This window comes from Methylobacterium sp. WCS2018Hpa-22 (assembly GCF_031843785.1).
Lineage (GTDB): Bacteria > Pseudomonadota > Alphaproteobacteria > Rhizobiales > Beijerinckiaceae > Methylobacterium.
This window is the reverse complement of record NZ_JAVTJA010000004.1, coordinates 275,041-288,553: the sequence shown is the minus strand read 5'-3', so window position 1 is coordinate 288,553 and position 13,513 is coordinate 275,041. Positions and strand designations below refer to the sequence as shown.

Here is a 13,513-nt window from a genome sequence, read left to right as displayed (position 1 = left end):
AGCTTTCGGCTGCGACAGGAATCATCTGTGATGTGAACCGATGCTGATGCTGCGCCATCGCCGCTCGATCCGGGGAGGAGGGCGGTTCGGAATGTCGTCGGCCTCGCGCACGGGGCAGGGCCCCACGGGGACCGCCTATTCCGGCGGGTCCTTCTTCACGGACACGCACATCTTCACCGCCGATTCCAGCTTGATCTCGCCCGGATTGCCGATATTCGCGGTCTCTTCCAGGCAGCGGATGAAGTAATTCTTGTCGAGCTCGGCGTTCAGGCTGGAGAAGGCCTTGCCCATGCGGGTGGCGAAATCGATCTTCTCGTCCGTGGAGGCGCGGGGCCAGCGCGATACCTTGTCATCCATGGTCAACCGTGCCGCATCGGCAATCGATGGCAGGACAATCAGGCAAATCACGAGCGCAGTTGTTCTTCTGATCATCGGCATGTCTCGTTTTTCTTTCCTACCCACCATCAGTTTAGCGCTGGTCGGCAACGAGTAAAGCACAGGCTCACCGGCACAGGACGCTTTTCCTGCTGCGACACTGTGCATAAACCTTGCGCATCGCGACCGCGCATCGTCCGGCTCCCGTGCCTCTGCGCCACCGAACGCCGGACCGCTCCGAGAGGCCGACGACGACCGACCTGCAGCGCAAGTGCTTCGACCCACAGGGCAAGTGCTTCGACCGAAAGGGAAAGACCGGTCGTTCACCTATGTCGGTCTTCCGCAAGTCTTACCCAGGATCACCCGCCAGACCGGGATAAAAGCATGGAACAAGTTGCCAAATCGTCCTGTAAAAAAAGGTTGAAGTGGCTAAAGACATCAGGCAAAGCAAATGATTATATAGCTAGCCGATGGATCAGTAATAAGTCTTTTATAAGAGCGGCCAGCGTCAGGTTATTCTTATAAATACGTTCATAATATCGATCGACTGACTGTTTGCTGAACCGGCGAAAGCAATGGCTGCGGCCGATCCCCTGGGGTCGAGCACGCGGCAGAAGGGCAGGAGACGCAGAATGAACAGGTTACTGAATTCAGTCTCGGTGCTGGCCGTCTTGGCCCTGGCACCGATCGGATTGTCAGGGATCGCTCACGCCAACGACAAGCTCATCGATCTGTCGAACAGCGATGAAAACTGGGTGATGCCGGGCAAGAACTACGACTCGGACAATTACAGCAAGCTCAAGCAGATCAACACGACGAACGTGAAGGACCTCAAGGTCTCCTGGTCGTTCTCGACCGGCCTGCTCAACGGCCACGAGGGCGCGCCCGTCGTCGTCGACAACAAGATGTATATCCACACCTCCTTCCCGAACAACACCTTTGCTCTCGCCCTCGACGATCCGGGCAAGATCCTGTGGCAGGACAAGCCCAAGCAGAACCCGGCCGCCCGCGCCGTCGCCTGCTGCGATCTCGTCAATCGCGGTCTGGCCTACTGGCCCGGCGACGGAAAGACCCCGGCGCTGATCCTCAAGACCCTGCTCGACGGCAACGTCATGGCGCTCAACGCCGAGACCGGCGAGACGGTGTGGAAGGTCGAGAATTCCGACATCAAGGTCGGCTCCACGCTGACGATCGCCCCCTACGTGGTGAAGGACAAGGTCATCATCGGCTCCTCGGGCGCCGAGCTCGGCGTGCGCGGCTACCTCACCGCCTACGACGTGAAGACCGGTTCCCAGGTCTGGCGCGCCTACGCGACCGGCCCGGACAAGGACCTGCTGCTCGCCTCCGACTTCAACATCAAGAACCCCCATTACGGCCAGAAGAACCTCGGCACCTCCACCTGGGAGGGCGATGCCTGGAAGATCGGCGGCGGCACCAACTGGGGCTGGTACGCCTACGATCCCGGCACCAACCTGATCTACTTCGGCACCGGCAACCCGGCGCCGTGGAACGAGACCATGCGTCCCGGCGACAACAAGTGGACGATGACCATCTTCGGCCGCGACGCCGATACGGGTGAGGCCAAGTTCGGCTACCAGAAGACCCCGCACGACGAGTGGGATTACGCCGGCGTCAACGTGATGATGCTGTCGAACCAGAAGGACAAGGACGGCAAGGACCGCAAGCTCCTGACCCATCCGGACCGGAACGGCATCGTCTACACGCTCGACCGGACGGACGGCTCGCTCGTCTCGGCCAACAAGATCGACGACACCGTCAACGTATTCAAGTCGGTCGACCTGAAGACCGGCCAGCCGGTGCGCGATCCCGAATACGGCACCCGCATGGACCACCTCGCCAAGGACATCTGTCCCTCGGCGATGGGCTATCACAACCAGGGCCACGATTCCTACGATCCCGAGCGCAAGCTCTTCTTCATGGGCATCAACCACATCTGCATGGATTGGGAGCCCTTCATGCTTCCCTACCGTGCCGGTCAGTTCTTCGTCGGCGCCACTCTGAACATGTATCCCGGCCCGAAGGGCGATCGCCAGAACTACGAAGGTCTGGGCCAGATCAAGGGCTACAACGCCATCACCGGCGAGTTCAAATGGGAGAAGATGGAGCGCTTCGCCGTGTGGGGCGGAACGACGGCGACCGCCGGCGGTCTCGTGTTCTACGGAACGCTGGACGGCTACATCAAGGCGCGCAACTCGGACAACGGAGACCTTCTCTGGAAGTTCAAGATGCCGTCGGGCGCCATCGGCTACCCGATCACCTACAGCCACAAGGGTGATCAGTACGTCGCCATCTACTACGGCGTCGGCGGCTGGCCGGGTGTCGGCCTCGTGTTCGACCTTCAGGACCCGACTGCCGGCCTCGGCGCGGTGGGCGCGTTCAAGAAGCTCGCCAACTACACCCAGATGGGCGGCGGCGTGATGGTGTTCTCGCTGAACGGCAAGGGTCCGTACGACGATCCGAGCATCGGCGAGTACCAGACCGCAACCGCCAAATAACGGCTGCATCGGGAAACGAGCGCGTCCCTCTCCCCCTTGTGGGGAGAGGTTAGGAGTGGGGGTGGTTGGGTGACCCGCAGGCTGCAGAGGCCAGCGGAGCCACCCCCACCTCCAACTCCTCCCCGCAATCTCGACGGATCTCGGGCAGGCCCGAGATCCGCTGGGGAGGAGGGCCGCGTCCCACTGCGCCGGCTCGATCCCAAAGAATCCGACCCATAAAAAACAACGGAAACGCTCTCATGTCCTTCGCCAAAGGATGCCTGTCCGTCGCGGCTCTCCTCGCCCTCGGCAGTGCCGCGTTCGCGCAGGCCGATACGAAATCCGCGCCCGACGACACCGTGCTCCGGGTCTGCGCGGCCAACCAGCCGCCGCTCTCGATGAAGGACGGCTCCGGGCTCGAGAACCGCATCGTCTCCGCCGTGGCCGAGGCCATGGGGCGCAAGGCGCAGTTCGTCTGGTCCGACAAGGCGGCGATCTACCTCGTGCGCGACAGTCTCGACAAGAAGCTGTGCGACGTGGTGGTCGGCCTCGACAGCGACGACCCGCGCGTGCTGACCACGAAGCCCTATTACCGCAGCGGCTACGTCTTCATCACCCGCGCCGACCGGGACCTCGACATCAAGTCCTGGTCCGATCCGCGCCTGAAGACGATCGACCACATGGTCGTCGGTTTCGGCACGCCCGGCGAGGCGATGCTGAAGGATATCGGCCGCTACGAGGAGGACATGGCCTACCTCTACTCGCTGGTGAACTTCCGCGCGGCCCGCAACACCTACACGCAGATCGACCCGGCCCGCATGGTCAGCGAAGTCGTCGCCAACAAGGCCGACGTGGCCGTGGCCTTCGCGCCGGACGTCGCCCGCTACGTCAAGGATTCGAGCCAGCCCCTGCGCATGAATCCGGTGCCGGACGATACAGTGCGCAGCGACGGCCAGAAGGTGCCGCAGAGCTTCGACCAGTCGATGGGCGTCCGCCGCGACGACCAGGCCCTCAAGACGGCCCTCGACGCCGCGATCGCCAAGGCTCGCCCGCAGATCGAGGCGATCCTCCGCCAGGACGGCGTGCCCGTCACTCCCGTTTCCAACTGATCCTCCGAACCCTGTCCCGCGTCGCCGGTGCGCTGAGCACCGGTACGCCCACCTCGGCCGCAAGTCCGGGGATAAACAGAGCAAATCGATGCGTCACACGAACCGTGTCCTCGCCGCCCTTCTCGGGCTCGGCCTCGCCTCCGCCGGTCTGGCGGCCCTGGCCCAGCCCTCCGCGGGCCCCTCGACGGGGATCACTTTCCGCAACACCGTGACCGGCGAAGAATTGAACGTCTCGGAAGGCAAGGAAGGCGGGCGCGACACTCCCGCCGTCAAGGAGTTCTTCCAGACCGGCAAGAACCTCTACATCGACGACAAGTCCTGCCTGCGTAACGGCGAGTCGCTGTTCGCGACCTCGTGCTCCGGCTGTCACGGCCACCTCGCCGAAGGCAAGCTCGGCCCCGGCCTCAACGACAATTACTGGACCTATCCGTCCAACACCGAGGATACCGGCCTGTTCGCCACCATCTTCGGCGGCGCCAACGGCATGATGGGTCCGCACAACGAGAACCTGACGCCCGACGAGATGCTGCAGACGATCGCCTGGATCCGGCACCTCTATACCGGTCCGGTCAAGGACGCCGTCTGGCTCAACGACGAGCAGAAGAAGAAATACACGCCCTACAAGCAGGGCGAGACCTTCCCCAAGGACGCTCCGGGCCAGTGCCCACCGCTGGAGTAGCAGTCTTGGGAAGTCACGTCGCGCGAGGATGCCTCGCGCGGTGAGCGAGAAGCGGCGAACGCCGTAACAATCAAACCAGAGGAAACGACCATGCGGACACTCATCACGGCTCTCGCAATCGGTGCGGGCGCGCTGCTCGCCGTTCCCGCGCTCGCCTATGACGGCACCAAGTGCAAGGCCGCCGGCGATTGCTGGCAGCCCAAGCCCGGCTTCCCCGAGAAGATCGCCGGCACGAAATACGACCCGAAGCACGATCCGAAAGAACTGAACAAGCAGGCCGATTCGATCAAGCAGATGGAAGAGCGCAACAAGAAGCGCATCGAAGCCGCCAAGAAGACCGGCAAGTTCGAATACGACGTCACCAAGATTTCCTCCAACTGACGTCGTCGCCGCCCATCGCTTTGGGCGGCCATCACGGTGACCGCGATCCCCTCAGGCGCCTGGACCGCTCCATCCGGGGATCGCGGCCGCTGTCCTCAAAGGCACACCCCATGAATGACATCCGCTCCGGCGACGCGATGCTCACCGATTGGCGCGAGGCGGCCGGCCGTTTCGAACGCGCGGTCCGCGGCGCCGTGGTGGGCCAGGACCGCGCGATCCGGCTTCTCACCATCGCCCTCTTCGCCCGGGGCCACGTGCTGCTGGAAGGCGATGTCGGCGTCGGCAAGACCACCCTGCTGCGCGCCGTGGCGCGGGCGCTCGGCGGCGCCTACGAGCGCATCGAGGGCACGGTGGACATGATGCCGTCAGACCTCATCTATCACACCTACCTCGCCGATGACGGCCGCCCGCGCGTGGAGCCGGGGCCGGTGCTGCGGCAATCCGAAGACCTCTCGATCTTCTTCTTCAACGAGATCAACCGCGCGCGTCCGCAGGTCCATTCGCTCCTGCTCCGCCTCATGGCCGAGCGCAGCCTGACCGCGTTCAACCGCGAATACCGTTTCCCCAATCTCCAGGTCTTCGCCGACCGCAACCGCGTCGAGCGCGAAGAAACCTTCGAACTCCCGGCCGCCGCCCGCGACCGCTTCCTGATGGAGATCGGGCTCGAAGCCCCGCGCGATGCCGAGGCGCGCCGCGCCCTCGTCTTCGATCCGCGCTTCCACGACACCGACGCCCTCATCGCCGGCATCGACGGCGGCGTCCTCGATCACGCCGCCATGGCCGGGATCGGCGCGGCGATCCAGCACGGCATCCAGGCGAGCCCGGCCATCGAGGCCTACGTGGTCGGCCTGTGGGAAGCCCTGGTCCGCCCGCACGAGGCCGGCATCCGCCTGCCCGGCATCGACATGTCGGCGCTGATCCAGGGCGGGGCCTCGCCGCGCGGCGTCGCCTTCCTCGTCCGCGCCGCCCGCGTCCGCGCCTGGCTGGAGGGCCGCGACTGGCTCGTGCCCGAGGATATCCGGGCGATCTTTCCCGAGGTGATGGCCCACCGCGTCTTCCTCGAGCCGATCTACGAGATGCGCCGCAGCACCATCGTGCCGGAACTCTGCCGCGCCGTGTTCGACACCGTGCCCGCCCCGTGACGGCGCCCGAGAGAACGCCCCAGGAGCCGACGCCGGACATCGTCTACCGCCCGCGCGGCCGCGTGCCCGGCACGGTGGCGGGTGCCCATCGCGGTCGCGATGCCGGCGGCCTCGGCACCTTCCGCGACCAGGTGCCGTTCCTGCGCATGCCGGATGCCCGCCGCATCGACGTCCGCGCCACCCTGCGCGACCCGTTCGAGGGCACCTATGTCCGGCGCTTCGAGAGCCGCACGGCGCTCGAAGTCTGGGCGCTGGTCGACCTCTCCGCCTCCATGCGCTTCTCCGGCGAGGCGGACAGGATGGGGCTCGTCTCGTCCTTCTGCGGCTGCCTCGCCGCCTCGGCCACGCGCATCGGCGACGCTTTCGGGCTGATCGGCTGCGACGCCGCATTGCGCGAGGACGTGTTCCTGCCCGCGAGCCGACGCCGCAGCATGGCCGGCGACGTGGTCTCCCGGCTGGCGGGCGCCGCCTGTACCGGGAACCGCGCGGACGGAATGGGGCAAGCGGCCCGCCGCCTCGTCGGCCGGCCCAAGGTCGTGTTCCTGGTCTCCGATTTCCGCTGGCCGGAGGCACTCATCGCCGAGACCTTCGCGAGCCTGTCGCGCCACGACCTCGTGCCGGTGGTCCTGGCCGATTCCGCTGAGGATGACGGCCTGCCCGAATGGGGCCTGATGGAACTCGACGATCTCGAAGGCGCGGGCCGCCGCGTGGTCTTCATGCGCCCCAGCCTGCGCCGCCGCTGGATCGCGCGCGAAGCCGAGCGGGCGGAGACCCTGCGCCGCATCGCCTCCACCTATGGCCGACCGCCTTTCCGCCTCGCGGGCCGCTTCGACCCGGACGCGGTCAGCCGCCACCTCCTGGCGAGTTGAGGCATCCCATGCGCCGCCTCGCCCCGCTCCTGTTCCTGCTCTGCTCGACGCTCGCCGCCCATTCCCAGGTGCGGACCGTCGAGGTGCGCACGCCGCGCCCGTTCGGCTACTTCCTCGGCGATCTCGTCCGCGCCCAGGTCGATATCGTGGTCGAGCCGGGCTTTGCCCTGCAGGCCGCCTCGCTGCCCCAGCCCGGCGCGATCACCTATTGGCTCGACCTTCGCACCGTCGCGGTCACGCAGGCATCCGCGGGCGGCGGCAGCCGGGTACGCCTCGATCTCACCTACCAGAACTTCTACGCCGCCCTCGATGCCCGTGCCCTCGAGATCCCCGGCTTCACCGTCACCTTCGTGAGCGATACGGACAAGGGCGCGACCACGGCCAAGGCCCAGGTCCCGCCCTGGTCGTTCAACATCTCGCCCCTGCGCGAGGTCCAGCCGCCGGCCCGCGAAGACCCGAAGACCTACCTGCGTCCGGACGGGCGGGTCGCCTCCCTCGACACGCAACCCCTCGTCGTCGGAAGCGCCGGCTTCATGGCCATGGCCCTGCTGGCCTTCGCGGGTCTCGCCTGTGACCGGACATGGTGGCCCTTCGCCAAACGCGGAGGAAGGGCCTTCGCGGCGTGCCTGCGCCGCCTGCGCGCCCTCGCCGGACGGGGGGAGGACGAGGCGGCCTACGAGACCGCCCTTCTCGCGCTTCACCGGGCGCTGGACGAAACCGACGGGCGCCGGGTCCTGGCCGACGACCTGCCGGCCTTCCTCACCCGCCACCCCGCCTATACGCGGGAACGGGCCGGCCTCGCCGCCTTCCTCGACGCCTCGCGCCACAGCTTCTTCGGACCCGGTCCGGCCGCCGCCATGCGGCGCCTGCCGCTGGCCGACATCGTGGCCCTGACCCGGAAACTCACCGCCATCGAGCGGGAATCATGAACGAGCCGAAAACCCGTCCGATGGCGGTCGAATCATGGGTCTGATGGCGGTGGTGTCATGCGCCTGATGGCGGATTTTCCCTGGGTGCTCTGGCTGCTGCCGTTGGCGCTGCTGCCGCTCGCCGCGTCGAGCCAGCGGGTCACCCCGCTGTCCAGCATCGCGGCCAGCCCCGTCGACAGCCTGTCGCGCCTCATCGGCTGGGGCCTGCGCCTCGCCGGCATCCTCGCCATCGCCGGCCTAGTCGTCGCCCTGTCCGGCCCTTATCGCCAGGGCGAGACCATCACCCGGACGGGCATCGGCGCCCAGGTCTCGATCCTGGTCGATCGCTCTGGCAGCATGAACGAGACCTTCGCCGGATTGCAGCCCTCCGGTGCCGAGGAATCGAAGGCGGCGGCCTCGCGCCGGCTGCTCGGCGAGTTCGTCGGCAGCCGCGCCCATGACCAGTTCGCCGTCTCGGCCTTCTCCACGGCCCCCATGCTGGTGGTGCCCATGACCGATCGGCACGAGGCGGTCCGCGCGGCCATCGCCGCCATCGACCGGCCGGGCCTCGACTACACCAACGTGGCGCGCGGCCTCGGCATGGCGCTCTCGCAGTTCGGCGCCAGTACCGCCAACGTCTCGCGCGCCCTGCTCATCGTCTCCGACGGCGCGGCGGTGATCGATCCCCGCGTGCAGGGGACGTTGCGCGCCGAGTTCGCGCGTATTCGTCCGAACCTCTACTGGTTGTTCCTGCGGACGAAAGGCTCGCCCTCCATCTCCGACCGGCCATCGGGCGAGGACACCCCTCAGGCCGCGCCCGAACGTCATCTCGACCTGTTCTTCAAGAGCCTCGGGACACCCTACCGCGCCTTCGAGGCCGAGGGCGCCGAGGCGGTGGCCGATGCCATCGGCCAGATCGAGCGCCTGGAGCGCGACCCGATCCCCTACATCGAGCGGCGGCCACGCCGGGATCTCGCAGGATGGGCCTATGGAATCAGCCTGTTGGGCTTGATCCTACTCGTCGCGGCCAAGCTCGCCGAGGCGGATCTCAGCTTGCGCCGGCTGGTGGCTTCCGCCTCCGCCGCGCCGGCTCCGCACCCGCAGAGGCTCGCCGCATGAAGGCGTTCTTAAAACCAATATCGCCGCAGCGCGCCAACCCTCCCCCCTCTGCGGGGGAGGGTGGTCGCACAGCGACCGGGAGAGGGGGCGACCTCTCCGGACAGCGCGCTCCCCTCTCCCGACCCTCGCTCACGCGAGGGCCCCCCTCTCCCGCAGAAGGGAGAGGGGGAGCCGGTGCCGGACTGGGCGGCGCCCTGCGCCGCGCCCGCCCGCACCTTCTCCTCGCCCTGCCGATTCTGCTGCTTCTCGTGGCCCTCGGCTTCGGCGCGGCGGCTTGGCGCATGGCGCGGGACAACGCCACGATCGCCGCTCTGGTGGCCGGCAAGGACGTCCCCGTTTCCATCGACGCGCCGGCTCCGCTCTTGCTGGCGCGGGTACAGCACCTCGCCCGCCGCGGCGTGACCGAGGAGATCGAGCCGCTGATCGAATCCCTCGACCGCCGGGGCGAGACCGACCTCTCCGCGCGCGCCCGTTATGCGCTCGGCAATGCCCGCCTGCGCCAGGCCTTCGACCATCTGGAACGGAGCAACCTCGATCCGGCCGGACCGCTCATCACCTTGGCCCGTCAGGATTATCGGCGCGCGCTCCAGGGTCGGCCGGACCTCTGGGACGCCAAGTTCAACCTCGACGTGGCCTCGCGCCTGCTCCGCGACTTTCCCGAATTCGACCGCAAGACCGGAGACGAGTTGAAGGCCGAACCGAAGAAGATCTGGACAGAGATTCCCGGCCAGCCGCGAGGCGAGCCGTGAGCGCGCCCGGCCTCATCCGCCGAAACCTGCGCGACCGGCGGCTCCAGCTCCTGACCGCCGCACTGGCGCTCGTGGCGCTCACCTTCGTGGCTCGCCCCCTGCCGCTGACCCGCAATGGCGTCGAGATTCTGGCGGTCCTCGACATCACCGGCAGCATGAACGTCCGCGACTACGTCGGCCCAGACGGCAAACCGCAGAGCCGTCTGGACACGGCGAAAGCAGCCCTGCGCGAACTCGTCACCGCGCTGCCCTGCGGATCGCGCGTGGCATTGGCCCTGTTCACCGAACGCCGGCCATTCCTGCTGTTCACCCCCATCGAAGTCTGCGCCGATTTCGGCCCCCTGGACGGTGCGCTGAGTGCCCTGGATTGGCGCATGGCCTGGGAAGGCGACAGCCGCATCTCGGCCGGCCTGTTTCGCTCTGTGGAGATGGCGGCCGGTCTCAGCACCGACCTCGTCTTCATCACCGATGGTCAGGAAGCGCCGCCCCTGCCCAGCACCGGCGGCCCCACCTTCGACGGAAAGCCGGGCGCCGTGCGCGGGCTCATCGTCGGCGCGGGGGCCTACGCCCTGTCGCCGATCCCGCGCTACAACGATCGCGGCCGTGAGACCGGCTTCTACGGATCGGGCGACGTCCAGCAGGAGAACCGGTTCGGGCCGCCCCCCGCCGATGCCGAGAGCCGCGAGGGCTACAACCCACGCAATGCCCCCTTCGGGGCCGCGGCGGCCTCGGGCACCGAGCATCTTTCATCCGTGCGCGAGCCTTATCTCAAGACCCTCGCGCAGGCGACGGGCCTGACCTACGCCCATCTCGATGGCCCTTCGGGGCTTGGGAAAGCTTTGACGGGCGCGGCGACCCCGCGCCCGCTCCCGGGCAGCCTCGACCTGCGCCCCGTCTTCGGCGGGATCGCCCTCGCGCTGATCCTCGCCGTCTTCGCCGCCCCTCTGTTCGGGGCCGGCCGTTTTGTCCCGGTAAAAAAGGTCTGATCGATGCGTTTTGCCCTGCCGTCCGCGTTCCTCGCTCCCCTGGCAGCCACCGCCTTCCTCGCAACCACGGCCCTCGCGCACGGCCCGACGCCGCAGAAGGTGGACCAGTCCATCGCCATCGCGGCAAAGCCCGATGCCGTCTGGGCCGTGGTCGGCGACTTCGCCGGCATCTCGAACTGGCATCCGGACGTGGCCAAGAGCGTCGGCACCGGCGGCAACGCCTCGGGCGGTCGTCGGACGCTGACCCTGAAGAACGGCGGCACCCTCGACGAAGGACTCGACGAGTGGGATGCAGCCAAGCGCAGCTATTCCTACCGTCTCGGCGATGCCGACCTGAAGGCGCTGCCGGTCTCCTCCTACTCGGCGACGATCACCGTCTCACCGGACGGCGAGGGCTCGAAGGTCGAGTGGCTCGGCCGCTTCTATCGCGGCGACACCGGCAACGAGCCACCGGAGGAGCTCAGCGACGCCGCCGGCAAGGATGCCATGAACCTCTATTTCAGCAACGGGCTCAAGGGTCTGAAGGCGCGCCTGGAGGGCAAGACGGCGCGATGAATCCTTCGCGCCCGATGCTCCTTGCCGGTCTCGTCCTGACGCTCTCCACCCCTCGGGTGGAGGCCGGGCCCGTCTATGTGGCGAGCCAGGGAGCGGGGACGCTGAGCCGCATCGAGGCCGGGGCAACCACGGTCGCGGCTACCATCGCGGTGGGGCAGGGGATCGCGCAGGTAGCGGCCGGACCGAACGGCCGCCTCTACCTGAGTCAACCGGACCATGCCGGAATCGACGTGGTCGATGGACGAACCCGCGCCGTGCTGAGACGCCTGCCGTTTCCGGGACAGGCCTTCGGCATCGCCGCCTCGGCGGACGGGCTGAGCCTCTTCGTCGGCGACTGGGCCGGGGGGCGGGTGGTCCGCCTCTCCGCATCGACCGGAGCCGTCGAGGGCGACTGCCCCGTGGGCAAGGACCCGGCCGGCCTCGTCCTGGATCGGCGCGGCCGGCTCTACGTGGCCGACCGCGAGAGCCGGCAGGTGAGTGTCATCGACACCGCGCGCATGGAGCGGGTGGCGACGGTGCCGGTGGGCGAGGGGCCGTTCGCCCTCGGCCTGAGCCCGGGCGAAGACAGGCTCTACGTGGGCAATGTCCGCAGCGGCGACCTCAGCGTCGTCGACACGGGCAGCTTGACGGTGACGACCACGGTGAGGATCGGCGGCATGCCCTACGGCGTCGCGACCAGCGAGGACGGCAGCCTCGTCCTCGTCACCAACCAGCAGGCGGGCACCGTGGCGGTGCTCGACTCAGACAGCCTCGATCTCAAGACGACGATCCCGGTCGGGCGCTATCCCGAAGGGATCGCCGTCGATGGGTCCTTCGCCTATGTGGCGAACTGGTTCTCGGATTCGGTCTCGGTCATCGACCTGAGATCGTTGAAGGAAACCGCCCGCATCCCCGTGGCGGAGGGGCCACGCAGCCTCGCCGTCGGCGCGAACCCGGAGGCGGTGCGATGAAACGGATCAGCCACGCGATCCTGTGCCTCCCCCTCGCCCTGGCGGCCTGCGACAAAGGCGAGGAGGCCGGCAGCGAGGCAGCGAAGACCGAGGATCAGGCCCTCGTCGCCACGAAATCCGATGCGGACGTTCCGACCTGGCTCTCGCATACGGACCCCACCGAGCCGGCCCGGTGGCTCGCGAGCCGCGAGATCGGCAGGCCCGCCGCGGAGGTGGGCTCGCAGACCGAGCATCTCCGCCACAGCCTCGCCCGCGCCAAGGCGGTCTTCATCGAGGATCCGCGCATGATGGCCAACCGCATCGTCCAGCTCGGCGAGATGCTGGCCGAGGCGGGAAAGCCCGAACCCTATGCCGATCTTCTCGACGGGCTGGAGGAGGTCGCCGCCGCCACCCACCGCAAGCAGCTCTTCGGCGAGATGTGCCAGCACTATTACAACACGCGCCAGCAGGGAGCCGACCGGGCAACGACTCTGGCGAGGCTGAAGGAGCGTTACTCGCTCCAGGGTGAGGGACGAGCCCCCCGTGAACGGGAGAACCGGCAATGACGGCCGTCCTCGTCGTGGACGATCATCCCGTGGTCCTGCGCGGCTTCCGGCGCCTCATGGAGGATGCGGGCGTCGAGACGATCCATGAGGCCACCGACATCATGTCCGCCTACCGGATCTTCCACCGCCTGCGCCCGCAGATGGTAGTCGCCGACCTGAGTTTGCAGGGCGAGGGACTGTCCGGCCTGTCGCTGATCCGGCGCATCCATAATCTCGCGCGGGACACGCGGATCCTCGCCTTCAGCATGCACAACGACCCGATCATCGTCTCGCGCGCCCTAGAGAGCGGCGCCATCGGATACGTCTTCAAGGATGTTCGGACATCGGAATTCCTCAAGGCCTTCGAAGCGGTACGCGCCGGGCGTAGCTATCTCGACCACGATCTCGCCGTGGAGATTGCAGTGCTGCAGGCCGGAGCCCGTCGCTCGCCCCTGGCTGATCTGAGCAGTCGCGAGCGCGAAATCCTTTCGCTCCTCAGCCGCGGCACCTCGTATCAAAGCATCGCCGACGCGCTATCTATCAAGTACAGAACGGTTCTCAACACCTGCTCCGCCATGCGTCAGAAGCTCGGTGTCAGCACGCTGGCAGACCTCATTCGTATCGCGGTAGATCAGGAAAATCGATTGCGCTGAACGATGGTCTGAGACCCAT

15 protein-coding genes are annotated in these 13,513 nt (G+C 67.3%); 14 read left to right on the top strand and 1 reads right to left on the bottom strand.

The features are described from left to right. Positions 1 to 135: 135 nt before the first annotated feature. A complete protein-coding gene (locus tag RQI43_RS07770; protein ID WP_244483667.1) occupies positions 136 to 438 on the bottom strand; it encodes a hypothetical protein in 303 nt (100 codons plus the stop codon). Positions 439 to 1,007: 569 nt separating this feature from the next. Between RQI43_RS07770 and RQI43_RS07765 the strand changes: the two genes are divergently transcribed. The 14 genes from RQI43_RS07765 (at position 1,008) to RQI43_RS07700 (ending at position 13,494) form a co-directional block, all read left to right on the top strand. Continuing rightward, on the top strand, positions 1,008 to 2,891 hold the full coding sequence (locus RQI43_RS07765) for a methanol/ethanol family PQQ-dependent dehydrogenase (RefSeq protein WP_311274747.1): 1,884 nt from the start codon (positions 1,008 to 1,010) through the stop codon (positions 2,889 to 2,891). A gap of 239 nt (positions 2,892 to 3,130) precedes the next feature. Then, the gene (moxJ, locus tag RQI43_RS07760) at positions 3,131 to 3,979 is read left to right on the top strand and encodes a methanol oxidation system protein MoxJ (protein WP_311274746.1); all 849 of its coding nucleotides are present in this window, start codon (positions 3,131 to 3,133) and stop codon (positions 3,977 to 3,979) included. Positions 3,980 to 4,067: 88 nt separating this feature from the next. After that, the gene (moxG, locus tag RQI43_RS07755; RefSeq protein WP_056430336.1) at positions 4,068 to 4,658 is read left to right on the top strand and encodes a cytochrome c(L), periplasmic; all 591 of its coding nucleotides are present in this window, start codon (positions 4,068 to 4,070) and stop codon (positions 4,656 to 4,658) included. Positions 4,659 to 4,748: 90 nt separating this feature from the next. After that, entirely contained in the window at positions 4,749 to 5,039 is a 291-nt protein-coding gene (locus RQI43_RS07750) for a methanol dehydrogenase [cytochrome c] subunit (protein WP_056255295.1), read from the top strand. Between the two features lie 110 nt (positions 5,040 to 5,149). After that, complete coding sequence (locus tag RQI43_RS07745) at positions 5,150 to 6,181, top strand: MoxR family ATPase (protein ID WP_056162404.1); 1,032 nt, start codon at positions 5,150 to 5,152, stop codon at positions 6,179 to 6,181. Continuing rightward, positions 6,178 to 7,050: a DUF58 domain-containing protein gene (locus RQI43_RS07740; protein ID WP_405030575.1), complete on the top strand. Its 873-nt coding sequence runs from the start codon at positions 6,178 to 6,180 to the stop codon at positions 7,048 to 7,050. The genes RQI43_RS07745 and RQI43_RS07740 overlap by 4 nt, the downstream gene beginning before the upstream one ends. A gap of 8 nt (positions 7,051 to 7,058) precedes the next feature. Beyond that, a complete protein-coding gene (locus RQI43_RS07735; RefSeq protein ID WP_311274745.1) occupies positions 7,059 to 7,979 on the top strand; it encodes a nonribosomal peptide synthetase MxaA in 921 nt (306 codons plus the stop codon). Between the two features lie 57 nt (positions 7,980 to 8,036). Next, positions 8,037 to 9,077 carry a vWA domain-containing protein gene (locus RQI43_RS07730; RefSeq protein WP_311274744.1) on the top strand — a complete coding sequence of 347 codons (1,041 nt, stop codon included), beginning with the start codon at positions 8,037 to 8,039 and terminating at the stop codon, positions 9,075 to 9,077. Positions 9,078 to 9,259: 182 nt separating this feature from the next. Beyond that, a complete protein-coding gene (locus RQI43_RS07725; protein ID WP_056255802.1) occupies positions 9,260 to 9,826 on the top strand; it encodes a hypothetical protein in 567 nt (188 codons plus the stop codon). Then, a complete protein-coding gene (locus RQI43_RS07720; RefSeq protein ID WP_311274742.1) occupies positions 9,823 to 10,812 on the top strand; it encodes a vWA domain-containing protein in 990 nt (329 codons plus the stop codon). Before RQI43_RS07725 ends, RQI43_RS07720 begins: the two co-directional genes overlap by 4 nt. A gap of 3 nt (positions 10,813 to 10,815) precedes the next feature. After that, positions 10,816 to 11,367: an SRPBCC family protein gene (locus RQI43_RS07715; RefSeq protein ID WP_056430350.1), complete on the top strand. Its 552-nt coding sequence runs from the start codon at positions 10,816 to 10,818 to the stop codon at positions 11,365 to 11,367. Continuing rightward, positions 11,364 to 12,317 carry a cytochrome D1 domain-containing protein gene (locus RQI43_RS07710; protein WP_405030574.1) on the top strand — a complete coding sequence of 318 codons (954 nt, stop codon included), beginning with the start codon at positions 11,364 to 11,366 and terminating at the stop codon, positions 12,315 to 12,317. Before RQI43_RS07715 ends, RQI43_RS07710 begins: the two co-directional genes overlap by 4 nt. Further along, a complete protein-coding gene (locus RQI43_RS07705; protein WP_311274741.1) occupies positions 12,314 to 12,862 on the top strand; it encodes a hypothetical protein in 549 nt (182 codons plus the stop codon). The genes RQI43_RS07710 and RQI43_RS07705 overlap by 4 nt, the downstream gene beginning before the upstream one ends. Beyond that, on the top strand, positions 12,859 to 13,494 hold the full coding sequence (locus tag RQI43_RS07700; protein ID WP_311274740.1) for a response regulator transcription factor: 636 nt from the start codon (positions 12,859 to 12,861) through the stop codon (positions 13,492 to 13,494). Before RQI43_RS07705 ends, RQI43_RS07700 begins: the two co-directional genes overlap by 4 nt. Positions 13,495 to 13,513: the final 19 nt, after the last annotated feature.